This window comes from Micromonospora sp. NPDC093243 (genome assembly GCF_044753725.1).
GTDB lineage: Bacteria > Actinomycetota > Actinomycetes > Mycobacteriales > Micromonosporaceae > Micromonospora.
This window is the reverse complement of the sequence record NZ_JBIVNT010000004.1, coordinates 24,745-49,228: the sequence shown is the minus strand read 5'-3', so window position 1 is coordinate 49,228 and position 24,484 is coordinate 24,745. Positions and strand designations below refer to the sequence as shown.

The window sequence follows — 24,484 nt, the reverse complement described above, 5'->3', positions numbered from 1 at the left end:
GCGAGCGCAGCGAGCGAGCCCGGGGGCAGAGCGGCGTGCCGGCTCGCGCCGCCGCCGAGTCGGGCCGGGCGGCGGCGTGAGCGAGTCGCCGTACCCGCTCGGGCTGCGGCTGGCCGGGCTGCGGGTGGTCGTGGTGGGCGGCGGGACGGTGGCCACCCGGCGGGTGCCCGCCCTGCTGGACGCGGGCGCGGACGTGCTGCTGGTGGCACCGGAGTTGACTCCGGCGCTGCGCGCGCACGTCGACGCCGGCCGGCTGCGCTGGGTGGCGCGCCGGTTCGCCCCCGAGGACCTGGACGGGGCCTGGCTGGTCCAGGTGGCGGTGGACGATCCGACGGCCGCCGCGTCGGTCAGCGCCGCCGCCGCCGCGCGGCGCATCTTCTGCGTGCGGGCCGACGATCGGACGGCGGCCACCGCCTGGACGCCGGCGGTGACGCGGCACGGGCCGGTGACGGTCGCGGTGCTGGGCGGCGGCGATCCGCGTCGGGCGATGAGCGTCCGGGATGCGGTACGCGAGCTGCTCGCCGCGCGCGCCGGGTTCGAGCCGGTGGCCGAGCCGGACGCGCCCCGACGATCGGCGGGCGGCCCGGTCGGACGGGTCGCCCTGGTCGGCGCCGGGCCGGGTGATCCCGAGCTGATCACCGTGAAGGGCTGGCGGCTGCTGACCGAGGCGGACGTGGTGGTCGCCGACCGGCTGGTACCCGGGCTGCTCCTCGACGAGCTGCGCGCCGACGTGGAGCTGGTCGACGCCTCCAAGATCCCGTACGGGCCGGCCCGGGCCCAGGAGGAGATCAACCGGATCCTGGTCGACCGCGCCCGCGCCGGCGCGTTCGTGGTCCGGCTCAAGGGCGGCGACCCGTACGTCTTCGGTCGTGGCGGGGAGGAGTTGCTGGCCTGCGCCGAGGCCGGCGTACCGGTGACCGTGGTCCCCGGGGTGACCAGCTCCATCGCCGCCCCGGCGGCGGCCGGCATTCCGGTCACCCACCGGGCGGTCGCGCACGAGTTCACCGTGGTCTCGGGGCACCTTGCGCCGGACTCGCCGGCCTCGCTGGTGCGCTGGGACGCGCTGGCCGGGTTGCGCGGCACGTTGGTGATCCTGATGGGGCTGAAGAACCTGGCCGGAATCACCGCCACCCTGCTCGCCCACGGCCGCCGCCCGGACACCCCCGCCGCCGTGGTCCAGGAGGCGACCACCGGCTCCCAGCGGATGCTCCGGTCAACCCTGGCGAACGTCGCGGCCGACGCGGTCGCCGCCGACCTCCGCCCGCCCGCCGTCGTGGTCATCGGCGACGTGGTCGACGCCCTCCACACCTGACCGCCCCCCCCGCAGCGCTCGTTGATCATGAAGTTGTAGTCACGACACGCCGAGGCGACTGGCAACAACTTCATGATCAACGCGTGGGGGTGGGGCAGAGACGGTGACGGCCGGAGCGCGGGGCTCCGGCCGTCACCGGTGAACGGGTCAGCTCACTGCTTGAGCATGTTGTCCAGCAGGAGGGCACAGCGGATCAGGCCGAGGTGGCTGTAGGCCTGCGGGTGGTTGCCCAGCCCGCGCTCGGCCAGCGGGTCGTACTGCTCGGGGAGCAGCCCGGTGGGCCCGGCGGTGTCGACCATCTGGGCGAAGAGCTCCTCGGCGTCGAGCCGCCGGCCGGTGCGCAGGTACGCCTCGATCAGCCACGCCGTGCAGATGTGGAAGCCACCCTCCCGCCCGGGCAGGCCGTCGTCCCAGTGGTAGCGGTAGACGACCGGCCCGCTGCGCAGGTCAGCTTCGATCTTCAGCACCGTGGAGAGGAAGCGCGGGTCGTCGCCCGGGAGCAGCCCGGAGAGGCCGATCCAGAGCGACGAGGCGTCCATGTCCTCGTCGCCGTAGGCGACGCTGTAGGCCTCCGCGTGCTCGTGCCAGCCGTGCTCCAGCACGTTTGCCGCGATCCGGTCGCGCAGATCGACCCACTCCGGCCGGTCCTCGCCGCCGTGCTGGCGCACCACGTGCAGGGCCCGGTCCACGGTCATCCAGCACATCACCTTGGAGAAGATGTGGTGCCGCGGTGGGAGGCGGGCCTCCCAGATGCCGTGGTCGGGCTCGTGCCAGCGGCGGCTGACCGCCTCGACCATCGACTCCAGCACCCGCCACTCGGTCTCCCGGACCGAGCCGCGCAGGTCGGCCACGGCGGCGATCAGGTCGGCGACCGGGCCGAAGACATCCAGCTGGAGCTGGTGGTTGGCCAGGTTGCCGACCCGGACGGGCCGGGAGCCGGCGTAGCCGGGCAGGGTGTCGATGACCGCCTCGGCGCCGAGTTCGTACCCGTCGACCGTGTAGAGCGGGTGCAGCCGCTCCGGGTGCCCGCCGGTGCGCTCGACGACGCCGTCGATCCAGCGGAGCAGCCCCTCGGCCTCCTCGGTCGAGCCGAGGTCGACCAGCGACCGGGCGGTCAGCGCCGCGTCGCGCAGCCAGCAGTAGCGGTAGTCCCAGTTGCGGACGCCGCCCAGCTCCTCCGGCAGCGAGGTGGTCGCGGCGGCCAGGATCGAGCCGGTGGGCTGGTGGCAGAGCCCGCGCAGCGTCAGCGCGCTGCGGACCACCAGGTCGCGGGCGGTGGTGGGCAGCTTGAGCGAGGCCACCCAGTCCTTCCACGGCTGCTCGGCGGCGGCCTGCCGCTCGTGCACGGGCAGCCGGTGGTGCTCCACGCTGTGGGTGCCGAAGCGCAGCTCCAGCACGACCTGCCCGCCTGCCGCCCGCAGGTCCACGACCGCCTTGGCGGTCTCGTAGCCGCCGTCGCTGACGACGTCCCACTCGACCCCGGGGGAGTAGAGCGCGATCGGCTCGTTCGAACCGAGCACCAGCAGACCGTCGCCGACCGGCTGCAACTGCACCGCCACCTGGCCGAACTCGGGCCGGGGGGCGAACTCCACCCGGGCCCGGCCGTGGCCGGTGAGCACCCGGACCAGCGTCGAGTCGCCGGCCATGATGGCGGGGCCGTCCGGAGTGGTCTCCTGCGCCGGCAGGTCCAGCCAGTCGGTCACGGTGAGACCGGACCACCGGGTCTCCACCGTCATCGTGCCGCCGCGGTAGCGCTGGCCCAACGGGATGCCGCCGCGCTCGGGCGAGACGGTGAAGTGCCCGGCCGGGCTGCCGCCGACCAGGTCGGCGAAGATCGCCGCCGAGTCGGGCTTGGGGTTGCAGAGCCAGGTGACCTTGGCGTCGGGGGTGAGCAGCGCGACGGTCCGGCCGTTGGCCAGCATGGAGTGCCGCTCGATCGGCACCGCCCGCTCGCCGAAGAGCCAGTGCCGCCGGGTCTCGAGCAGCAGGCCGAGGGCGCGCGCCGCCTCGATCGGCTCGTCGACCCGGTAGTCGGCCTTGGTGTCGCCCACGCCGATCTTGATGCCGACGTCCGGCCCGTGCAGGTTGCCGAAGGCGTTCTCGTCGGTGACGTCGTCGCCGATGAAGAGCACCGCGCTGGCGGAGAGCTGGGTGCGCAGCTGGTCGACCGCGGTGCCCTTGTGGGTGGCGACCACCGACAGTTCGATGACCTCCTTGCCCTGGGTGACCGTGACGCCGTCCCAGGTGGCGGGGCCACCACGGACCGCCTCGATGGCGGCGGCGGCGACCTGCGGGTCGACCCCGCGGGTGTGCACCGCCACGCTCGCCGGCTTGCGCTCGAGCCGTACGCCCGGGTGGCTCGCGGCGATCTCGCGCAGCGCGTCGCGTAGCCGGGTGCGTACGGCGATCAGCTCCGGGGAGAGCCGCTCGACGAAGCCGATGTCGAACTCGGAGCCGTGGCTGCCGACCAGGTGGACCTCGCTGGGCAGCCGGGAGAGCGCGGCCAGGTCGCGCAGCGCCCGGCCGGAGACCACCGCAACGCTCGTCTGCGGCAGGGAGGCCAGCGCGCGGATCGCGGCGACCGCCTCGGGCAGCGGTACGGCCTTGCTCGGGTCCTCGACGATCGGGGCCAGGGTGCCGTCGTAGTCGCAGGCGATCAGGAGCTGGGGGACCCGGGCGATCCGGCCGATGGCCGAGCGCAGTTCCGGGTCCATGACGCCGGTGGCGATGGTGGCGCCACCGGGGACGGGCGTGTTCACGCGGCCTCCGCCTCCGGCACGCCGAGCTCGGTGAGGAACGACTTGGCCCAGTGGCCAACGTCATTGGTACGCAAATGGCGTTGCATCGTCCGCATGCGGCGGCGCGCCTCCGGCTTCTCCACATGCACGGCCCGCAGCAGGGCGTCCTTGACCGCGTCCGGGTCGTGCGGGTTGCACAAAAATGCCTGGCGCAGCTCGGTGGCCGCGCCGGCGAACTCACTGAGTACGAGCGCGCCGCCCTGGTCCCCGCGCGATGCGACGTACTCCTTGGCCACCAGATTCATCCCGTCTCGAAGCGGGGTCACCATCATCACGTCGGCAGCGACGTACATCGCGGCAAGTTCACTGCGACTGTACGACTGATGCAGATAATGCACCGCCGGCACGCCGACCCTGCCGAATTCGCCATTAATCCGACCAACCTCGCGTTCCACCTTGACCCGGAGCGCCTGGTAGTGCTCCACGCGCTCGCGGCTCGGCGTGGCCACCTGGACCATGACCGCGTCGGGCACTGTCAGCTTTCCGTCAGCCAGCAGTTCCCGGAAGGCCTTGAGCCGTAGCTCGATGCCCTTGGTGTAGTCGAGCCGGTCCACGCCCAGGATGATCGTCTTGGGGTTGCCCAGCTCCTCGCGGATCTCCTTGGCCCGGGCCAGGACCGCCGGGTCGGCGGCCATCCGCTCCATCTCCCGGGTGTCGATCGAGATGGGGAAGGCCCCGGCCTTCACCTGCCGGCCGTCGACCTGGATCATCTGCCCCTCGTAGCGCAGGCCGAGCAGGTGCCGGGCCAGCCGGACGAAGTTCTGCGCGGCCAGTCGCTGCTGGAACCCGACCAGGTCGGCGCCGAGCAGACCGCGCAGGATCTCGGTGCGGAACGGCATCTGCATGAACAGCTCGATCGGCGGGAACGGAATGTGCAGGAAGAAGCCGATCCGTAGGTCCGGCCGCAGCTCGCGGAGCATCGCCGGCACCAGCTGCAGCTGGTAGTCCTGCACCCAGACCGTGGCGCCCTCGGCCGCCACCTCCGCCGCGGCCTCGGCGAACCGGGCGTTGACCAGTCGGTACGCCTCCCGCCAGCGGCGCTTGTAGGCCGGCGTCTCGACCGCGTCGTGGTAGAGCGGCCAGATCGTCGCGTTGGACTGACCCTCGTAGTAGCGCTCCAGCTCCTCGGCGCTGAGCGGTACGGGGTGCAGCCGGATGCCCTCCAGGTCGAAGGGTTCGGGGGCGGCGCCGGTGCCGCCGGCCCAGCCGACCCAGGTGCCCTGGTGCTCGGCGAGGACGGGATGCAGCGCCGTCACCAGCCCGCCCGGGCTGCGTCGCCACTGCCGTCCCTCAGGTGTGCTCACCTCGTCGACCGGCAGGCGGTTCGCCACTACGACAAAGGAGCTGCGGACGGTCACGTTCGGCCACCTCCGGGTGCTGACGGGTCAACCGCGAATGAGCGTACTGAGCGTAGCTGCGGCGTCTGGGGCCCCGTGCCGGAGTTCCCTACCCGTCCCACGGTCGCCGAATCCTGCCGGTGATCTTGCCAACAGCCGCCGACCGGGCTACACGGGGGGCGGGGTGATGTGGGCGAAGCCCGCCGTACCTGTCAGGATTGACGACGGCGTGCGTGCAGCCGGCCCCCGGCCGGCGGCGGCCGGCGGAAGTCGCAGCCCGCGCCGCGCCGCAAAGCTCGCGATCCCAATCGACGGAGGTAGCCCGCACCGTGGCCCAGTTCATCTACGTCCTGGAAAAGGCGCGCAAGGCGCACGGCGACAAGGTCGTGCTGGACAACGTGACGCTGAACTTCCTGCCCGGGGCCAAGATCGGCGTGGTCGGGCCGAACGGCGCCGGTAAGTCCAGCCTCCTCAAGATCATGGCAGGGCTCGACAAGCCGAGCAACGGCGAGGCCCGCCTGATGCCCGGCTACACCGTCGGCATGCTCGCCCAGGAGCCTCCGCTCAACGACGCCAAGACCGTGCTCGGCAACGTCGAGGAGGCGGTCGCCGAGACCAAGGCCAAGCTGGAGCGGTTCAACAAGATCGCCGAGCAGATGGCGACGGACTACTCCGACGAGCTGATGGAGGAGATGGGCAAGCTCCAGGAGGAGCTGGACCACCTCGACGCCTGGGACATCGACTCCAAGCTCGAACTGGCCATGGACGCGCTGCGTTGCCCGCCGCCGGACGCCGACGTCACCCAGCTCTCCGGTGGTGAGCGCCGCCGGGTGGCGCTCTGCAAGCTGCTGCTGGAGGCGCCCGACCTGCTGCTGCTCGACGAGCCCACCAACCACCTGGACGCGGAGAGCGTCTCCTGGCTGGAGCAGCACCTGGCCAAGTACGCCGGCACCGTCATGGCGATCACCCACGACCGGTACTTCCTCGACAACGTGGCCAACTGGATCCTCGAGCTGGACCGCGGCCGGACCTACCCCTACGAGGGCAACTACTCCACCTACCTGGAGAAGAAGGCCGCCCGGCTGGCCGTCGAGGGCCGTCGCGACGCCAAGATGAAGAAGCGCCTCACCGAAGAGCTCGAGTGGGTCCGCTCCAACGCCAAGGCCCGGCAGACCAAGTCCAAGGCCCGCCTGGACCGGTACGACGAGATGGCCACCGAGGCGGAGAAGACCCGCAAGCTGGACTTCGAGGAGATCCAGATCCCGCCGGGCCCGCGCCTGGGCAGCACGGTCATCGAGGCCTCGCACCTCACCAAGGGCTTCGGCGACCGGGTGCTGATCAACGATCTGTCGTTCTCGCTGCCGCGCAACGGCATCGTCGGCATCATCGGCCCGAACGGCGTCGGCAAGACCACCCTGTTCAAGACCATCGTCGGGCTGGAGCAGCCGACGAGCGGCTCGGTCCGGGTCGGCGAGACCGTCTCGCTGTCGTACGTCGACCAGAACCGGCAGGGCCTCAGCGGCGACAAGACCGTCTGGGAGGTCGTCTCCGACGGCCTGGACTACCTGATGGTGGGCAAGGTCGAGATGCCGTCCCGGGCGTACATCGCCGCGTTCGGCTTCAAGGGCCCGGACCAGCAGAAGCCGACCAAGGTGCTCTCCGGCGGTGAGCGCAACCGGCTCAACCTGGCGTTGACCCTGAAGATCGGCGGCAACGTGATCCTGCTCGACGAGCCGACCAACGACCTGGACGTGGAGACCCTCTCCAGCCTGGAGAACGCGCTGCTGGAGTTCCCGGGCTGCGCCGTGGTCATCTCGCACGACCGGATGTTCCTGGACCGGGTCGCGACGCACATCCTGGCCTGGGAGGGCGACGACGAGGACCCGTCGAAGTGGTTCTGGTTCGAGGGCAACTTCGACGCCTACGAGAAGAACAAGATCGACCGGCTCGGCGCGGAGGCCGCCCGGCCGCACCGGGTGACGTACCGCAAGCTGACCCGCGACTGATCATGGCTGACCGGTTCGTCTACCACTGCACCCTGCGGTGGTCCGACCTGGACGCGTTCGGCCACGTCAACAACTCGCGCTTCCTCACCCTCTACGAGGAGGCCCGGGTGGCGTTGATGTTCGCCGGTGCCCGGGCGGCGGGGGTCGACTCGTTCGCCGACGGAGTGGTGATCCGCCGGCACGAGGTCGACTACCTGCGCCCGGTCGACTATCCGCTGGCCGGGGCCACCGCCGAGGGCGGGCCGACCGTGCGGATCGAACTCTGGGTGGAGGAGATCAGGCCCTCCCGGTTCACCGTCGCCTACGAGCTCTACGACGGCGAGGTGCTCGCCGGGCGGGCCCGGTCGGTGCTGGTGCCGTTCGACCTCGGTCGGCAGCTGCCCCGGCGGATCACCGACCGGGAGCGGGAGTTCCTGCGGACGTACGCGCTCTCGGGCGGGTCGGCGTGACCCGGCCGGGGCCGGCCGGCCCGCGGCCCGTCCCGACGGGGTCCGGTGGGGCGGTGGCGTCGAGGGGCGGCTCGCCGGCGGAGCCCGCACCGGCTGCCGGCGGGCACGGCATCGTCGGCGTCGCCGACGCCGGCGCGTTCCTGGCCCGGCTGCTCCGGCTGGACCCGGCTCTCCCGGTCCGGCTCCGTCCGGTCGACGGCAATCGGACGGCGCTCTGGGCCCGGCTGCCCTGGCAGGTGCTGGTGGTGCGCACCGTGGCCGGGCCGGGGCCGGGGGACGTGACCGTCTCGGCCGCGGAACTCCTGGCCGAGCTGGAACGCTCCGGCCCGGCGCTGCCGGCCCGGCGGGACGCGCAGTGGCGGTGGCCGCTGCCGCCGACGGCGAGCCGGCCGGTGGAGACGCTGCCCGCCGCCGACCTGTGGCGGATCGCCCGGGCGGCGGCCGGCACCCTGCGGGACGCCAGCGAACACGGCGTGGCCGGCCGGGCGGTGGGGCAGCGGGCGCTGCGCGACGCGCTGCTCGACCACGTGGCCGTGCTGGTCACCCCGGAGGATCCGCCCGGTGCGCCGGTCGAGGTGCCGCAGCGACTGGTGCAGGGGCTGGTCCGGATGGGCTTTCTGGGTCCGTCGGACGGCTCCGGGCCGGAGGCCGACGCCCAGGTGCGGGTCGCCGGCCGATGGGTCGGTCTGGTGGGACCTTACGGAGCGGCCTGGTCGCAGAAGGCCACGGATCTTGGCCTGACGCCCCTCGCGGGTCGTCCGAACGGATGACCCTGGATCATTCTTCTGGGTTGGGGCGGTCGTTGGGGGGATGCTTCAACCCGGCTGTCCGGGTACCGTCCATCCTCGGATCCAACGCACCGTAGGCGACTGGATCCGCTGGGGAGTGAGGTGCGCGAGCGATGCCGTGGTGGTCATGGCGCCCGGGTCCCGCCGGCGGCGGCGATTCGGAAAGTCGGAGCGGGATCACAGTGGAGAGCACCGTCCGGGTCGGACCACCGACCCCGCGCCAGCCGGGCGACGACTGCACGGCCAACGACCGGTCGGTGACCGTCGGGATGCCGGCCACCGTCGAGCCGGTCACGCTGAACCGGGTCTGCGACGCGCTCGACCTGCTCGACGTGCGCTACCTGGCCGACGGTGACGGCAACCTGCTGGCCATGTGGGAGCGGCACGCGGTGCTGGTCACCCTCGAAGGGCCCGAGGACGAGATCCTGGTGATGCGGGCGCGTCCGCACGCGACCGTCCCGCCGGACTGGGCCGACCGGGCCTACCGGGTGGTCAACGAGTGGAACCACACCCGCCGGTTCTGCAAGGCCTACATCGGCGACCCGACCGAGCGCGGTCAGCTGCCGATCTACGCCGAGTTGCAGGTGCCGTTGGGCGCCGGGACGCACGACGCGCTCCTGGTCGAGATGCTCGACTGCGGCGCGGCGGTGGCCACCAGCTTCGTGGACTGGCTGCACGACGAGGGCGCGCTGCTCTGAGCCGCCGGGCCGGCCGTGGTGCGGCGGATCCCCGCCGCCACGGCCATCCACCCGCCGGCCGTCAGGCCGGGTCCTCCATCGCGTTCACCATGAAGTACGCGGCCCGCTCCAGGTAGTCCCAGAGCGCGGTGGCGTGCTCCGGCGGCAGGTCCAGCCGGTCGAGGGCGCGGCGCATGTTCCGCAGCCAGGCGTCCCGCTCCGCCGCGCCGATCCGGAACGGCGCGTGCCGCATCCGCAGCCGCGGGTGCCCGCGCTGCGCCGAGTAGGTGTTCGGCCCGCCCCAGTACTGGATCAGGAAGAGGCTGAACCGCTCGGCCGCCGGACCCAGGTCCTCCTCGGGATACATCGGTCGCAGCAGCGGGTCCTCGGCCACGCCGGCGTAGAACTCGTCCACCAGCTTGCGGAAGGTGGGTTCGCCGCCGATCGCCTCGAAGAGAGTCATCGACGGCTGGGCACTGTCGGATTCACCTGCGGGGTGCACCGTTCCATCCTGCCAGGCGCCCTGAGCGCCGGCGGTACGGGTGGACCCGCCGTCGATGTGCGTCGGGTCACGGGCGTGCGGTCGGCGGGCACGTCATCCGGTAGCGGGCGTGCGGCCGGGCCGGCCGTCAGCTGACCGCGTGCCGCCGCCGACCGCCTTCGCCGGGCTGCCCGGGAACCGGGTCGGCCGCGGGGTGCGGCCGGTCGGCGGCTGGCGAGCCCTCCGGAGCCTCCGGGCCGGGCGTCGCGTTCGCCGAGACCGCCGCCGTCATGGCGGCGGCGACCGACTGCTGGCTCGGCCAGCGCAGGGCGGCCACGAGCATCAGCAGGACCCCGGCGGCGCTCCAGATGCCGACCACCAACGGAATCTTGAAGCGGTCCGCGAGCACTCCGGTGACCAGCACCGCGAGGCCCTGGATCACCTGGACCCCGGTGGCCATCACGCCGAAGGCGCGGGCCCGGAAGGCGTCCGGCAGGGCCTGCACGAAGAGCCCGTTGGCGGTCGGCAGCATGCCGGCGACCGCGAAGCCGCAGGCGGCCGCGAGCAGTGCCACCACCAGGGCCGGTGGGTCGAACAGTGCGGGCACCAGGGTGAGCGGGGCGAGCACCGCCAGCGGGCGCATCAGGGTTAGCCGGCGGGCCGGCCCGAAGGCCCGCCCGACCAGCAGCCCGCCGAGGATGAAGCCGACCGGATTGGCGGCCATGATCACCGCCTGCGCCATACCCGTGTCGAGATCACCCCCGGCTTTGGTGGCGGCCCAGGGGGCGGCGAGGCCTTCCGGCACGATCGAGAAGAGCATGGCGCTGAACACGAGCACGGCGATGGCCCGCAGCACCGGGGTGCCGAACACGATCTGGAACCCCTGGGAGGTCTCCCGGAGCAGGTGGGTGCGGTGCGCCGGGCTCAGGGCGGCCGGGCGGTCCTCCACGCCCAGGCGGACCAGGACCGCCGAGACGGCGAAGGTGCCCGCGTTGATCAGCAGTGCGGTGACCGGGTCGAGGGCGGCGATCGAGGCCCCCATGAGATAGCCGACCACCTGGGCCGCCTGCCCGACGCTGGCGTTCAGGGACAGCCCGAGGACCAGCCGGTCGCCGGCGAGGATCTGTGGCATCAGCGCGGACTTCGCGGCCTGGCTGGGCGGGTTGGCCAGGGTGGTGAGGAAGAGCAGCGCCAGCAGGACCTGCACCGGCAGGCTCGGGATGGCCATGAGCAGCATCAGCGCCATCCGGATCACGTCGCACGCCACCATCACCCGCCGGTACGGGTAGCGCTCGGCGAGCGCGGCGAGCAGCGGACCGCCGGCCAGCCACGGCAGGTAGCTGACCGCGAAGGCGGCGGCGGAGAGCGCGACCGACTTGGTCTCCTGGTAGACCAGCAGGGTGACCGCGGCCTTGGCGAGGTAGTCACCGACCCAGGAGAGCGAACCCGCCGCGAAGACAGCCCGGAATTCCCGTTGGGCGAAGACCTCGCGGAAGGTGGCCGGCCCCTCCGCTGAGGGTCGCTCGTCGGACACCGTCGCCTCCATGTTCCCCAGGACGGCCACTCGTGACGGCGTCGGCCCGGGAACTGTCGTCAGATCAATTGATCAGCGAGGACGCCAGCACGCTCCGGCGGGGGAACGCGTGCCCCGGATTCTGCCCGATCGTCTGACAACTAGCTAGGGCGAACGGATAGATCGTCGCATCTCCGACTGAACGAACGGACGATACCTGAGGGGCCACGCGGACCGCGACCCCACAACCGACGGCCATATCGGACCGCTCAGGTCGCGCCGCCCCGCCCCGGCTCGCCGTCGGCCGGCGGCCGGCCGGGCAGACCGGGGAAGAGGCGGGCGGCGGCGATCTGCGCGGTGATCCCGGAGTTCTCCAACGCCTCGGCCAGCCGACGACGCAGCTCCCGACCCACCGCGAACTGGCCGTCCGCGGTCGTCTTCACCACCGTGCGGATCACCGCGCCGTCCACCGTCATCTGCTCCACGCCGAGCACCTCCGGCTCCTCGACGATCTCCGGCGCCAGCTCCGGGTCCAGGGCGACCGAGGCGGCCGCGGTACGCAGCACCGCGGTGGCCTCCTCGGTGGCGGCGAACCCGATCGGCAGGTCGACCACGACCAGGGCCCAGCCCTGACTCTTGTTGCCCACCCGGATGATCTCGCCGTTGCGGATGTACCAGAGCACGCCGCGCCCGTCCCGGACGGTGGTGACCCGCAGCCCCACCGACTCCACCACGCCGTTGGCCTCGCCGAGGTCGACGTTGTCACCGACGCCGTACTGGTCCTCGATCAGCATGAACAGGCCGGCGATCAGGTCCTTCACCAGGCTCTGCGCGCCGAAGCCCAGGGCCACGCCGGCGATGCCCGCGCTGGCGAGCAGCGGGGCCAGGTCGAAGCTGAACTCGCGCAGGATCATCAACAACGCGATGCCGAAGAAGAACGCCGTGGTCAGGCTGCGCAGCACCGAGCCGATCGCCTCGGCCCGTTGCCGCCGTCGCTCGGGCACGAACTCGCCGGGCTCCACCGCGGCGCTCGGGATCCGCTCGCGCAGTGGCCGCAGCATGGTCGGGACCCCGGCGTCGGTGGTGGTGCGGACCAGCCGGCTGATGGTCCGGTGCACGGCCCAGCGGGCGATCACCGCCAGCAGCAGGATCAGCACCACCCGCAGCGGCTTGACCAGGATCCAGTAGCTGCCCTCGGCGAACCAGACCGACCTGGTGGTCTCCCAGGTGACCCGGCACACCGTCTCGTTCAGGCATTCCGGGCTCGGGGCGGGGGTACCGGGCACGGCCGCGAGGAGCGTCAGGACGGAGGCAGTCACCCTGTCTTCGTACCGCAACCGGCCCGGTGGCCCGCCGCCGACCCACCGCAGGGTGACCGGCCCGTCGCTGTCACCCGGCCGGTGGGTGAACGGAGCGGGCGAACCGGTCATCTCGCGGGGCCCGGAAAAACCTTCACGAGGGAGCCCGGATTAGTACGTGCAATCCGGGGTCCGATCAGGGACTATTGGCGCAACGGACGTCGGTGATCCGGCCGACGTCGACCGTGCTGGGCTGCCGTGCCCGGCCCCGGTCGGCGGCGCGCGGAGGGGGCCGCTGAACCGGGAGGGTGAGCGCGATGCCTGACATACGACCCACGGTGGGCTCCGGTGTGCTGGTCCTCAACGCCACCTACGAGCCGCTGTGTGTCGTGTCGGTGCGTCGTGCCGCGATCCTCGTCCTCTCCGCCAAGGCGGTCTGTGTCGCCGACGGCGACGGCATCCTGCACAGCGCCCGGGACGCCCTGCCGGTGCCCTCGGTGGTCCGGCTGACCCGGTTCGTCCGGGTGCCCTACCGCACCCACGTCGGTCTGTCCCGGCGGGCGATCTTCGCCCGGGACGGCTGGCGCTGCGCCTACTGTCGGGGCCCCGCCGAGACCATCGACCACGTTTTTCCCCGCAGCCGGGGCGGCCGGCACGCCTGGGAGAACGTGGTCGCCGCCTGTGCCCGCTGCAACCACACGAAGGGCGACAAGACCCCCGCCGAGCTGGGCTGGCGACTGCACTCGTCGCCCGCGGCGCCGAAGGGCACCGCCTGGCGGGTGCTCGGCCACCGGGCACCCGACCCGCGCTGGGCCGACTGGCTCGACCTGCGCGAACCCGAGGCGGCCTGAGGCCGGCGGTCGGCCGGTCACTGGCGCACCTTCACCAGCGAGGCGAAGACCACGACGTTGTCCGCGTAGCCGGTCTCTCCGCCGACCCAGCGCCCGCCACAGGTGATCAGGCGCAGGTTGGGCCGGCTGAAGTCCCCGAACACCTCGTCCACCGGCAGATCCGCCTTGTCGAACTTCTCCACCGAGTCCACCTCGAAGACGGCGATCGTGCCGTCCTCCCGCCGGACCTCCACCCGGTCGCCGGGGCGCAGCCCCTTCAACTCGTGGAAGACCGCCGGCCCGGTGGTGGTGTCGACGTGCCCGACGATCACCGACGGGCCGTACTGGCCGGGCGTCGGCCCCTGGTCGTACCAGGCGGCCTCCTGGGCTCGGGCGGCGTCCGGCACTCCGATGCTGCCGTCCGGGGCGATGCCCACGCTGTGCACCGGGGCGCGCAGGTCGATGGAGTGGATGCTGAGGTTCACCGGACGGCTCGCCGGCAGCACCGGGAAGTTCTTCGGCGGCGGCCGGAGCCCGGCGCTGAGCTGCTCCGGCAGCACGTTGATCCCGGTTATCCGCTCGACTCCCAGCATCGCGACGATCAGCACCATCAGCCCCGCGATCAGCAGCACCGGCAGCCCCGGCCCGACGCCGACGCCGATCCGGCGGCGAGCCGTGGGCCGTGCCCGCGGCCGGGCCGGCAGCGGCGGGGCCTCCGGGTCGGTGCTGGCGAGGCTGGCGGCGATCGTGTGCCGGCCGACCCGGCGCAGCCGGCCCGAGGTCCTGGCCACCAGCCGGCCGGACGCCCGCAGGGCCGACCGGGCCGTCGAGCCGGCCCGGGGCCGGTCCGGTCGCCTGCGGCGCGAGGGTGAGCGGGCCATGATGCCCCCGGATCAGGACCCGGACCCGGTCCGTCGGCGGCCACCGGCCATGCCGAGCGCCACCGCGGCGGCCACCACGACCACCCCGCCGATCAGCAGCAGTGAGCCGGTGCCCCGCCCGACGGCTGTGCCGCCGCCACCGGTCGCCGGGCCCTTGCTCGGTTGAGCCATGTTCAGCACGGTGAGAGTGGTGGACGCGGTATTGCCGTTCTGGCACCGCAGGTTGACCGGATAGTCACCGGGCTGCTTGTCGTTCGGCACGGTCGCCGAGCCGGTCAGGAAGCCGTTGTCCGGCCGCAGGGTGACCCGGTTGAACGCCTCGGACTGCACCTCGGCCTGGCGGTTGTTGTCGTTGTCGCAGCTGGCCCGGAGCTGGACCCGGCCGCCCGCCTGCACGCTGTTCGGCGTCACCTCGATGAACGTGTTCTCGCCCGCCCGAGCGGGCCCGGCGCCGGCCAGGACGAACGCCGCGATCAGCGCGATCGCCCCGAGCAGCCTGAAGATGGTCGACGGGGCGGAAAACACGCCACCGTCCGGTCGCAGACCCCGCATGATCCTCCCTCCCGGCACCGGTGCACCGGTCCTGCTGGGGCGACCCGCGGTGCTTTCCCCCTGGTCTGCCGGCTAACCCGGGGCCCTCAGCGGCGGCGGCTGCCCGGGGCATCGTCCGGGCCGGCGAGCGGGGTGACCGGGTGCCAGTCCAGCGGGGTGGAGAGCACCATCGTGCTGGACGGCTGGCCGTACGGGGCGAGCCGGTCGATGACCCGCTCGAAGTCGGTGATCGAGCCCGCTGCGACCTTGAGCATGCTGCACGCGTCCCCGGTGATCCGGTGGATCTCGAGGATCTCCGGCCAGCCGGCCACCTCGGGGTCGTGCAGGATGCAGCGCGAGCCGTAACAGGACATCCGGATCAGGGCGACCACACCACGACCGGCCCGACTCAGGTCGACGTGGGCGTGGTAGCCGGTGATCACGCCGGACTCCTCCAGCCGACGGACCCGCTCGGCCACCGCCGGCGGGGAGAGGTGCACCCGGCGGGAGAGTTCGCTGAAGGAGAGGCGCGCGTCGGCCTGCAGCTCACGCAGCAGCGCCCAGTCCATGTCGTCCACGAGGCGACCTTACATTCGGCAACCGGAAGCAATCTCATGCCTTCGTTGTGGCAGGCCGATCCGCACCGCCGCCGTTGATCCGGCATTCCGTCCGCCGATCCGGGCGCGGGATCATGACCTCACCCCGGTTTCTTGAGGAGACGACGTGGAACAGACGGAGCTGCGGGCGCCCGCCCTGGCCGCAGCGGTGCGCCCCAGCACGCCGCAGCAGCGGGCGGCCGCGGCGGCGCGCAACGGTGGCGGACCGACGCTGGAGTTCGCCGAGCAGGTGCCCTACGACGCGTACACCCACGCCAGCACGCTGCACCGGCTGCAACAGCCGCTCAGTGACGACCCGGGCGAGATGTCCTTCCTGATGGTCAGCCAGATCATGGAGCTCTACTTCGGGCTGACCCGCCACGAGCTGATCGAGGCCCAGCGACTGCTCCGCGCCGACCAGGTCTGGGAGGCGCTGGCGCCGCTGCGCCGCGCCGGGCTGCACCTGGAGGGGCTCAACGCCGCCTGGCGAGGGCTGCGCTGGATGACCCCGGCCGACTTCAACCGCTTCCGCGACCTGCTCGGCGACGCCTCCGGCTTCCAGTCGGCGATGTACCGGCACCTGGAGTTCCTGCTCGGCCTCCGCGACCCCGCGCTGATCCGGCCGTTCCGCCGGCAGACCGAGGTGTACGCCGAGCTGGGCGCCACGCTGGCCGCGCCGAGCCTCTGGGACGACGTGATCGCCCTGCTCGCCCGCAGGGGCTTCGACCTCCCGGCCGAGCTGCTGTCCCGCGACGTCTCGGTCGAGCACCAGCCGGAGCCCCAGGTCGAGGCGGCCTGGGTGCGGATCTACGCCGACAGCGGGCCGGAGAACGATCTGCGGCTGCTCGGCGAGGCGCTCACCGAGGTGGCCGAGCAGTTCGGCGACTGGCGGTGGCAGCATGTCAAGGCGGTGCAGCGGACCATGGGCGCCAAGGTCGGCAGTGGTGGCTCCGCCGGGCTCGCGTGGTTGCAGCGCAGCATGGCCCGGGTGGTCTTCCCGGAGCTGTGGTCGGCCCGCACCAGCATGTGACCGGAGAGCGAGACACCCCCATGAACGCCCCGCACCCCGCACCGTCCCACCTCACCGCCGCCGAGGCCGAGGCGCGGCGGTTGGACGCCGCCGATCCCGGGCACCGACACCTGTTCCACGTGCCGCCGGCCGAGGGCGGTCGCTTCCCCGAGGTCGCCTACCTGGCGGGCAACTCGCTCGGGTTGCAACCTCGGGCCACCCGCGACGAACTTCTCGCCGACCTGGACGCCTGGCGCCAGCTCGGCGTGGAGGGGCACCTGGAGGCCGAGCGGCCCTGGCTGCCGTACCACGAGTTGCTCACCGCGCCGGCAGCGCGGCTGGTCGGCGCCCTGCCGGCGGAGACCGTGGTGATGAACTCGCTCACGGTCAACCTGCACCTGCTGATGGTCAGCTTCTACCGTCCGGCGGGCCGGCGGACCCGGATCGTGATCGAGGACGCCGCCTTCCCCTCCGACAGCTACGCGGTGCGCAGCCAGGCCCGGTTCCACGGGCTGGACCCGGACTCCACGGTGGTCCGGTTGACGCCCCGACCCGGTGAGGACGCCCTGCGCACCGAGGACGTGCTGGACTACCTGGCCACCGAGGGCGACCGGGTGGCGCTGGTGCTGCTCGGCGGGGTCAACTACCTGACCGGTGAGCTGCTGGACATCCCGGCCGTGACCGCGGCCGGCCGGGCCGCCGGCGCGGTGGTCGGCTGGGACCTCGCGCACGCCGCCGGCAACGTGCCGCTGGCCCTGCACGACTGGGACGTGGACTTCGCCGCCTGGTGCTCGTACAAGTACCTCAACTCGGGGCCGGGGGCGTTGGCCGGTGTCTTCGTGCACGAGCGGCACCTCGGCGACCCGACGCTGCCCCGCTTCGAGGGATGGTGGAGCACCGAGGCCAGCACCCGGTTCGAGATGACCCCGGTGTCCCGGCCGCCGGCCACCGTGGAGGCGTGGCAGATCTCGAACCCGCCGATCTTCGCGATGGGGCCGGTCCGCACCTCGCTGGAGCTCTTCGACTCGGTCGGCATGCCGGCGCTGCGCGAGCGGAGCCTGCGGCTCACCGGCTATCTGGAGCGGCTGCTCGACGAGGTGACCGCCGGCCGGCCGCTGACCGTGGTCACCCCGCGCGACCCGGCCCGACGCGGCTGCCAGCTCTCGGTGCGCATCGGGGCGGGCAGCGCCAACGAGCTGACCAAACGGCTGCGGCACGAGCACGGCGTGATCGCCGACGCCCGGGAGCCGGACGTCGTACGGTTCGCGCCGGTGCCGCTCTACTCGACGTACCACGACTGCTGGCGGGTCGCCGACGCGCTGGCCGCGACGGTGGACCCGGTGAGCGCGGGGAGTGAGCCCGGTTTGCGAGCGCCGCAGTCGCGAACGGAAGGCAGGCACGACCGATGACGGAACGCGACGAGATCGCGGTGGTCGGCGCCGGGCTCGCCGGCTGCCTGCTGGCCTGCTTCCTGGCCCGGCGCGGCTACCCGGTGGCGCTCTACGAGCGGCGGCCGGATCCGCGCGCCGGCCGGGTCGAGCGGGGCCGCTCGATCAACTTGGCGCTCTCCGAGCGTGGCCTGGACGCGCTGCGCCGGATCGGCCTGGACACCCAGGTGATGACGGACGCGCTGCCGATGCGCGGCCGGATGATCCACCCGGTGGCGGGGGAGCCGCAGTTCCAGTCCTACAGCGCCGCCGGCGACCGGGCGATCAACTCGATCAGCCGGGGCGCCCTGAACAACGCGCTGCTCGACGCGGCCACGGCGCTGCCCGGCGTGCGGGTCGCCTTCGACCACCGGCTGGTCGGGCTGGACCCGGCGACCGGTGAGATGACCTTCGAGACCCCGCAGGGCAAGGTGGTGGCGACCGCGCCGGTGGTGCTCGGCGCCGACGGGGCCGGCTCGGCGGTACGCGGGCAGTTGCTCGGCAACGGACTGCTGACCGAGAGCCTGGACTTCCTCGACTACGGCTACAAGGAACTCACCATCCCGCCGCTCGGCGGCGACTTCGCGCTCAACCCGGACGCGCTGCACATCTGGCCCCGGGGCACCTCGATGATGATCGCCCTGCCCAACCCGGACCGCTCATTCACCTGCACGCTCTTCTGGCCCACCCACGGCACGGCCAGCTTCGCCTCGCTGGGCAGCCCGGCGGCGATCGAGCGGCACTTCGCCGAGCACTACCCCGACCTGGTGCCGCTCGCGCCGAACCTGGTGGACGACTACCAGCACAACCCGGTCGGCGTGCTCGGCACCGTCCGGTGCACCCCGTGGCAGGTGGACGGGAAGGTCGGCCTGCTCGGCGACGCGGCGCACGCCATCGTGCCGTTCTACGGCCAGGGTGCGAACGCCGCCTTCGAGGACGTGGTCGAGCTGGACCGCTGCCTCGACGAGTGCGCCGACAACTGGGCGAGCGCGCTGCCGCTGTTCCAGCGACGCCGGCAGGAGAACACCGAGGCGATCGCCCGGATGGCGCTGGCCAACTTCGTGGAGATGCGGGACAAGGTCGCCTCGCCGCTGTTCCAGCTCGGCCGCCGGGTCGAGCACGCACTGGAGCGGGCGCTTCCCGGCCGGTACGTTTCCCGGTACGAGCTGGTGTCCTTCTCCACCACCCCGTACGCCGAGGTGCGCCGTCGGGTGCGCCGGCAGCATCGGCTGCTCGGCGCTGCCGCCGCGGGCGCGGTCGTGCTGCTGGGCGGCGTGGTCGGGGCCCTGATCAGCCGAGGGAGGCGCTGATGACGCTCTGGGATCCCCGGCTGATGGCCGGGCACGCGCCGGACGGGCCGGGCCTGCTGCGCAACTTCGTCGGCGGGGAGTTCCTCGACGGCGGCCGACGGTTCACCAAGCTCAGCCCGGTGACCGGCGAGCCGGTGTTCGAGGTGGCCGAGGCGTCGCAGTCCACGGTGGACGACGCTGTCGCCGCCGCCCGGGCGGCGCTGCGCGGACCGTGGGGCCGGATGGGGGAGCGGGAGCGCGCCGAGGTGCTCCGCCGGGTCGCCGACGAGCTGGAACGCCGCTTCGACGACCTGGTCACCGCCGAGGTGGCGGACACCGGCAAGGCCATCTCGCAGGCCCGCACCCTGGACATCCCACGCGGCGCGGCGAACTTCCGGGCGTTCGCCGAGATCGTCGCCACCGCGCCCACCGAGTCGTTCACCACGGTCACCCCGACCGGCGGCCGGGCGCTCAACTACGCCGTCCGCAAGCCGGTCGGCGTGGTGGCCGTCATCGTGCCGTGGAACCTGCCGCTGCTGCTGCTCACCTGGAAGGTGGCGCCCGCGCTGGCCAGTGGCAACGCGGTGGTGGTCAAGCCCAGCGAGGAGACCCCGGCGTCGGCGACCCTGCTCGCCGAGGTGATGGCCGCGGCCGGCGTGCCGGCCGGGGTGTTCAACCTGGTGCACGGCTTCGGGCCGGACTCGGCCGGAGAGTTCCTCACCCGACACCCGGGCGTCGACGCGATCACCTTCACCGGCGAGTCGGCCACCGGCAGCGCCATCATGCGGGCCGCGGCCGACGGGGTGAAGGCGGTCAGCTTCGAGCTGGGCGGCAAGAACGCCGGGCTGGTCTTCGCCGACAGCGACCTGGACGCCGCGGTGGCCGGCTCGGTCCGGTCCAGCTTCACCAACGGCGGTCAGGTGTGCCTCTGCACCGAACGCATCTACGTGCAGCGGCCGGTCTTCGAGGAGTTCACCGCGCGCCTGGCCAAGCGGGCCGGCGAGCTGGCGTACGGCTGGCCGGCCGACGAGGCCACGGCGAACATGCCGCTGATCTCGCACACCCACCGGGACAAGGTGCTCGGCCACTACGACCTGGCCCGGGCCGAGGGCGCCGAGGTGCTCACCGGGGGCGGCACGCCGCGCTTCGGCGACGCCCGCGACGGCGGGGCGTACGTGCAGCCGACCGTGCTCACCGGGCTCGGCCCGGACGCCCGCACCAACCGGGAGGAGATCTTCGGCCCGGTGGTGCACGTCGCGCCCTTCGACGACGAGGAGGAGGCCTACGCCCTCGCCAACGGCACCGAGTACGGGCTGGCGGCGAGCGTGTGGACCCGGGACGTGGGCCGGGCGCACCGGGCCGGCGCCCGGCTCGACGCCGGCATCGTCTGGGTGAACACCTGGTTCCTGCGCGACCTGCGCACCCCGTTCGGCGGGGTGAAGGCGTCCGGGATCGGCCGCGAGGGTGGCGTGCACTCGCTGGACTTCTACTCCGAACTCACCAACGTCTGCGTGGACCTCACGTGAGCGAGCGCAGCGAGCGAACCATCAGGCACAGCAGCGTGGCGTCTCGCGCCGCCGCGGAGCGGAGCGGAGGGGCGGCGTGAGCGAGCGCAGCGAGCCAACCGACGGGCGGCAGATGGACGTCGACATCGAAGCGGCGAACCGTGAACTCGCCGAAGCGCGCAGCAGCGGGAAGCCCTGCCCGCCGCTGCGCGGGCGGCTGCTGCCCGAGGGGGACGTCGAGTCGGCGTACCGGGTGCAGCAGCTCCAGGCGCGCGCCTGGCAGGGTCGCGGCGAACGCCGGGTGGGCGCCAAGATCGGGCTGACCTCCCGGGCGGTGCAGGAGAGCCTCGGCGTCTTCCAGCCGGACTTCGGCATCCTCACCGACGCGATGGCGGTGGGCGACGGGGTCGAGGTGCCGATCGACCGGCTCCTGCAGCCCCGGGTGGAGGCGGAGGTCGCCTTCGTGCTCGGCGCCGACCTGCCCGACGAGCGGGTGACCACCGCGACGCTGATCCGGTCGGTCGACCACCTGCTGCCGGCCATCGAGATCGTCGACTCCCGGATCGCCGGCTGGGACATCTCCATCGTGGACACCGTCGCGGACAACGCGTCCAGCGGTCTGTTCGTGCTCGGCACCTCGCCGCGCCGCCTCGCCGACGTCGACCTGCGGCTGTGCGGCATGGTGCTGGAGCACGCGGGCGAGCCGGTCTCGGTCGGCGCGGGGGCGGCCTGCCTCGGCAACCCGCTGCACGCGTTGGAGTGGCTGGCGCGCACCCTGGCCCGCTCGGGCGACCCGCTGCGCGCCGGTGACGTGGTGCTCTCCGGGGCGCTCGGCCCGATGGTGCCGGTCACCCCGGGCGCGGCGTACGAGGCCCGGATCTCCGGCCTCGGCTCGGTCCGGACCTGCTTCGGAAAGGAAGCGGCATGAGTGCGAGGGCGACCGGGGTGGCGGTGATCGGGTCGGGCAACATCGGCACCGATCTGATGATCAAGGTGTTGCGGCTGAGTGACCGGCTCCGCATGGTCGCGATGGCCGGCATCGACCCGGAGTCGGACGGCCTGGCCCGGGCCCGCCGGCTCGGCGTGGCGACCACCGCCGGCGGCGTCGACGGCCTGGTGGCGATGCCCGAGTTCGCCGACGTCGAGCTGGTCTTCGACGCCACCTCGGCCGGGGCGCACCGGCACAACGACGCGGTGCTGCGCGGGCACGGGCGCACCGTGGTCGACCTGACCCCGGCCGCGACCGGCCCGTACGTGGTGCCGCCGGTCAACCTCGACGAGCACCTGCACGAGCGCAACGTCAACATGGTCACCTGCGGCGGGCAGGCCACCGTGCCGATCGTCGCCGCGGTCGGCCGGGTCACCCCGGTGGCGTACGGCGAGATCGTCGCCTCGATCGCCTCGCGGTCGGCCGGGCCGGGCACCCGGGCGAACATCGACGAGTTCACCGAGACCACCGCCCGGGCGATCGAGGTGGTCGGCGGGGCCGAGCGGGGCAAGGCGATCATCGTGCTCAACCCGGCCGAGCCGCCGCTGTTGATGCGGGACACCGTCTACTGCCTCTGCCCGGACGCCGACGCGGACACCGCCGCCATCGCCGCCTCGGTGGCCGACATGGTCGCCCGCGTCCAGGAGTACGTGCCGGGCTACCGGCTCAAGCAGGACGTCCAGTTCGACCGGGTCGACACCTACGTCCCGTCGCTGGGTCGCCACCTCACCGGCCTGCAGGTCTCCGTCTTCCTGGAGGTCTCCGGCGCCGGGCACTACCTGCCGGCGTACGCCGGGAACCTGGACATCATGACCTCGGCCGCGCTGCGGACCGCGGAGCGGCTGGTCGCGCTGCGGGGCGCCGTATCCACGGGGGTGACCGCGTGACCGACCTCTACATCCAGGACGTGACGCTGCGCGACGGCATGCACGCCGTCGCCCACCGCTACACCGTCGACCAGGTGCGCACGATCGCCGCCGCGCTGGACGCGGCCGGGGTCGCCGCCATCGAGGTGGCGCACGGCGACGGGCTCGCCGGGTCCAGCGTCAACTACGGCCACGGCGCGGCCAGCGACGCGCAGTGGATCGCCGCGGCGGCCGAGGTGATGACCAACGCGAAGCTGACCACGCTGCTGCTGCCCGGCATCGGCACCATCGCCGACCTGAAGGCCGCGCAGGCGCTCGGCGTGACCAGCGTCCGGATCGCCACCCACTGCACCGAGGCCGACATCTCCGCCCAGCACATCTCCTGGGCCCGGGAGAACGGCATGGACGTGGCCGGGTTCCTGATGATGTCGCACATGAACGACCCCGCCGGTCTCGCCGCCCAGGCGAAGCTCATGGAGTCGTACGGGGCGCACTGCGTCTACGTCACCGACTCCGGCGGTCGACTGCTGATGTCCGACGTGGCGCAGCGGGTCGACGCGTACCGGCAGGTGCTCGAGCCGCAGACGCAGATCGGCATCCACGCCCACCACAACCTCTCGCTCGGCGTGGCGAACAGCCTGCTGGCCGTCGAGCACGGCCGGATCGCCGGTGCCGGGCCAGCCGGCGCGCAGGCGCCGCACGGGCGGACCGTCCGGGTGGACGCCTCGCTCGCCGGGCAGGGCGCCGGCGCGGGCAACGCCCCGCTGGAGGTCTTCGTGGCGGTGGCCGAGCTGCACGGCTGGAAGCACGGCTGCGACGTCTTCGCGCTGATGGACGCGGCCGACGACCTGGTCCGCCCGACGCAGGACCGGCCGGTCCAGGTCGACCGGGAGACCCTCTCGCTCGGGTACGCCGGGGTCTACTCCAGCTTCCTGCGGCACGCCGAGCGCGCCTCGGCGAAGTACGGCGTGGACGTCCGCTCGATCCTGGTCGAGCTGGGGCGACGCCGGATGGTCGGCGGCCAGGAGGACATGATCGTCGACGTGGCGCTGGACCTGGCCGGTCGGCGCGAGCAGGAGGAACTCGCATGATCGGGCCGGACACCGTCGGGATCGCCGAGAAGCTGGGGGTGGCGGCCGACACCGCGACCGCGATCGGCCAGCTCGCGGCCGAGACCGGCCTCGACGTGGATGCCGCGTACGCCGTGCAGACCGCGCTCGTGCAGCGCCGGCTCGACCGGGGCGAGCGGCTGGTCGGGCTGAAGATGGGGCTCACCAGCAAGGCGAAGATGGCACAGGTCGGGGTGGACGAGGTGATCTGGGGCCGGCTCACCGACGTGATGCGGGTGCCCGACGGCGGCACGGTCGACGTCGGCGGGTACATCCACCCGCGGGTGGAGCCGGAGGTGGCGTTCCTGCTCGACCGGCTCCCCGAAGCGGGCGAGCCGGTGGGCGACTTCACCGACGCCGTCCGCGCCGTCGCCCCGGCGATCGAGCTGATCGACTCCCGGTACGCCGACTTCACCTTCTCGCTGCCCGACGTGATCGCCGACAACACCTCCGCCGCCGCGTTCGTGGTCGGCCCCTGGTCGCCGGTGCCGGACGGGCTGGCGAACCTCGGCGTGCTGCTGGAGGTCGACGGGCGGGTGGCCCAGGTCGGCTCGACCGCGGCGATCCTCGGCGACCCGCGACGGGCGCTGGACGAGGGGATCCGGCTGGCCGGGCGGCACGGGGTGCGACTGCGCGAGGGCTGGGTCTTCCTGGCCGGCGCGGCGACGGCGGCGGTGCCGCTGCGCCCGGGCGCGCACGTGCGGGCCGTGGTCGAGCGGCTCGGCACGGCCTCGCTGCGGGCGGCGTCGTGACCGCGAGGAGCGACGGGGCCCGGGCTCGGACGGAGGGACCGC

Annotated in this window: 21 protein-coding genes and 1 pseudogene; 14 read left to right on the top strand and 8 right to left on the bottom strand. The window is 73.0% G+C overall.

Going from position 1 to position 24,484, the window contains the following annotated elements; all coding sequences use genetic code 11:
- The first annotated feature begins 76 nt into the window (after nt 1–76).
- Nucleotides 77–1,312, top strand: a complete 1,236-nt coding sequence (cobA, locus tag ACIP9D_RS13980; protein WP_350872036.1) for a uroporphyrinogen-III C-methyltransferase — start codon at nt 77–79, stop codon at nt 1,310–1,312.
- 152 nt (nt 1,313–1,464) lie between these two features.
- Here cobA and otsB read toward each other — a convergent pair whose 3' ends face one another.
- Together otsB and ACIP9D_RS13970 are read right to left on the bottom strand one after the other, a co-directional pair.
- Entirely contained in the window at nt 1,465–4,026 is a 2,562-nt protein-coding gene (otsB, locus tag ACIP9D_RS13975; protein ID WP_350872165.1) for a trehalose-phosphatase, read from the bottom strand.
- A gap of 41 nt (nt 4,027–4,067) precedes the next feature.
- Nucleotides 4,068–5,468: a trehalose-6-phosphate synthase gene (locus tag ACIP9D_RS13970; protein WP_350872038.1), complete on the bottom strand. Its 1,401-nt coding sequence runs from the start codon at nt 5,466–5,468 to the stop codon at nt 4,068–4,070.
- Between the two features lie 308 nt (nt 5,469–5,776).
- Between ACIP9D_RS13970 and ettA the strand changes: the two genes are divergently transcribed.
- The 4 genes from ettA to ACIP9D_RS13950 all read left to right on the top strand — a co-directional run bounded on the left by ettA (nt 5,777) and on the right by ACIP9D_RS13950 (nt 9,388).
- Nucleotides 5,777–7,453, top strand: a complete 1,677-nt coding sequence (gene ettA / locus ACIP9D_RS13965; RefSeq protein ID WP_350872039.1) for an energy-dependent translational throttle protein EttA — start codon at nt 5,777–5,779, stop codon at nt 7,451–7,453.
- A gap of 2 nt (nt 7,454–7,455) precedes the next feature.
- Entirely contained in the window at nt 7,456–7,902 is a 447-nt protein-coding gene (locus tag ACIP9D_RS13960) for a thioesterase family protein (RefSeq protein WP_350872041.1), read from the top strand.
- A gap of 53 nt (nt 7,903–7,955) precedes the next feature.
- Nucleotides 7,956–8,672: a hypothetical protein gene (locus tag ACIP9D_RS13955; protein WP_350872043.1), complete on the top strand. Its 717-nt coding sequence runs from the start codon at nt 7,956–7,958 to the stop codon at nt 8,670–8,672.
- Between the two features lie 131 nt (nt 8,673–8,803).
- The gene (locus ACIP9D_RS13950; protein WP_350872044.1) at nt 8,804–9,388 is read left to right on the top strand and encodes a YbjN domain-containing protein; all 585 of its coding nucleotides are present in this window, start codon (nt 8,804–8,806) and stop codon (nt 9,386–9,388) included.
- Nucleotides 9,389–9,449: 61 nt separating this feature from the next.
- Here the strand turns inward: ACIP9D_RS13950 and ACIP9D_RS13945 are convergent, their stop codons facing one another.
- The 3 genes from ACIP9D_RS13945 to ACIP9D_RS13935 all read right to left on the bottom strand — a co-directional run bounded on the left by ACIP9D_RS13945 (nt 9,450) and on the right by ACIP9D_RS13935 (nt 12,680).
- Nucleotides 9,450–9,869 (bottom strand): globin, encoded by a 420-nt coding sequence (locus ACIP9D_RS13945; protein WP_400449936.1) that lies wholly within the window; start codon nt 9,867–9,869, stop codon nt 9,450–9,452.
- Nucleotides 9,870–9,996: 127 nt separating this feature from the next.
- Entirely contained in the window at nt 9,997–11,394 is a 1,398-nt protein-coding gene (locus ACIP9D_RS13940) for an MFS transporter (protein ID WP_350872048.1), read from the bottom strand.
- Nucleotides 11,395–11,630: 236 nt separating this feature from the next.
- Nucleotides 11,631–12,680 (bottom strand): mechanosensitive ion channel family protein, encoded by a 1,050-nt coding sequence (locus tag ACIP9D_RS13935; protein ID WP_400449934.1) that lies wholly within the window; start codon nt 12,678–12,680, stop codon nt 11,631–11,633.
- Between the two features lie 296 nt (nt 12,681–12,976).
- On the opposite strand from ACIP9D_RS13935, the gene ACIP9D_RS13930 reads away from it, so the two are divergent.
- Complete coding sequence (locus ACIP9D_RS13930; RefSeq protein ID WP_350872050.1) at nt 12,977–13,510, top strand: HNH endonuclease; 534 nt, start codon at nt 12,977–12,979, stop codon at nt 13,508–13,510.
- A 17-nt stretch (nt 13,511–13,527) separates the two neighbouring features.
- Here ACIP9D_RS13930 and ACIP9D_RS13925 read toward each other — a convergent pair whose 3' ends face one another.
- The 3 genes from ACIP9D_RS13925 to ACIP9D_RS13915 all read right to left on the bottom strand — a co-directional run bounded on the left by ACIP9D_RS13925 (nt 13,528) and on the right by ACIP9D_RS13915 (nt 15,479).
- Nucleotides 13,528–14,370, bottom strand: coding sequence for a class F sortase (locus tag ACIP9D_RS13925; RefSeq protein WP_350872052.1), 843 nt, complete (start codon nt 14,368–14,370; stop codon nt 13,528–13,530).
- A gap of 12 nt (nt 14,371–14,382) precedes the next feature.
- On the bottom strand, nt 14,383–14,922 hold the full coding sequence (locus tag ACIP9D_RS13920) for a hypothetical protein (RefSeq protein WP_350872053.1): 540 nt from the start codon (nt 14,920–14,922) through the stop codon (nt 14,383–14,385).
- 86 nt (nt 14,923–15,008) lie between these two features.
- A complete protein-coding gene (locus ACIP9D_RS13915; protein ID WP_350872055.1) occupies nt 15,009–15,479 on the bottom strand; it encodes an Lrp/AsnC family transcriptional regulator in 471 nt (156 codons plus the stop codon).
- Nucleotides 15,480–15,624: 145 nt separating this feature from the next.
- On the opposite strand from ACIP9D_RS13915, the gene ACIP9D_RS13910 reads away from it, so the two are divergent.
- The 8 genes and pseudogenes from ACIP9D_RS13910 to ACIP9D_RS13875 all read left to right on the top strand — a co-directional run bounded on the left by ACIP9D_RS13910 (nt 15,625) and on the right by ACIP9D_RS13875 (nt 24,442).
- Nucleotides 15,625–16,527, top strand: a complete 903-nt coding sequence (locus ACIP9D_RS13910; RefSeq protein ID WP_350872057.1) for a tryptophan 2,3-dioxygenase family protein — start codon at nt 15,625–15,627, stop codon at nt 16,525–16,527.
- Between the two features lie 20 nt (nt 16,528–16,547).
- A pseudogene (kynU, locus tag ACIP9D_RS13905) lies at nt 16,548–17,843 on the top strand (kynureninase); the annotation flags it as partial.
- Between the two features lie 68 nt (nt 17,844–17,911).
- A complete protein-coding gene (locus ACIP9D_RS13900; protein ID WP_350872059.1) occupies nt 17,912–19,243 on the top strand; it encodes an NAD(P)/FAD-dependent oxidoreductase in 1,332 nt (443 codons plus the stop codon).
- A gap of 23 nt (nt 19,244–19,266) precedes the next feature.
- Nucleotides 19,267–20,748, top strand: coding sequence for a 2-hydroxymuconic semialdehyde dehydrogenase (locus tag ACIP9D_RS13895; protein WP_350872169.1), 1,482 nt, complete (start codon nt 19,267–19,269; stop codon nt 20,746–20,748).
- 112 nt (nt 20,749–20,860) lie between these two features.
- A complete protein-coding gene (locus ACIP9D_RS13890) occupies nt 20,861–21,655 on the top strand; it encodes a fumarylacetoacetate hydrolase family protein (protein WP_350872170.1) in 795 nt (264 codons plus the stop codon).
- Nucleotides 21,652–22,602: an acetaldehyde dehydrogenase (acetylating) gene (locus tag ACIP9D_RS13885; RefSeq protein ID WP_350872060.1), complete on the top strand. Its 951-nt coding sequence runs from the start codon at nt 21,652–21,654 to the stop codon at nt 22,600–22,602. Before ACIP9D_RS13890 ends, ACIP9D_RS13885 begins: the two co-directional genes overlap by 4 nt.
- Complete coding sequence (gene dmpG, locus ACIP9D_RS13880; protein ID WP_350872062.1) at nt 22,599–23,672, top strand: 4-hydroxy-2-oxovalerate aldolase; 1,074 nt, start codon at nt 22,599–22,601, stop codon at nt 23,670–23,672. Before ACIP9D_RS13885 ends, dmpG begins: the two co-directional genes overlap by 4 nt.
- Nucleotides 23,669–24,442: a fumarylacetoacetate hydrolase family protein gene (locus ACIP9D_RS13875; RefSeq protein WP_350872064.1), complete on the top strand. Its 774-nt coding sequence runs from the start codon at nt 23,669–23,671 to the stop codon at nt 24,440–24,442. Before dmpG ends, ACIP9D_RS13875 begins: the two co-directional genes overlap by 4 nt.
- Nucleotides 24,443–24,484 lie beyond the last annotated feature (42 nt).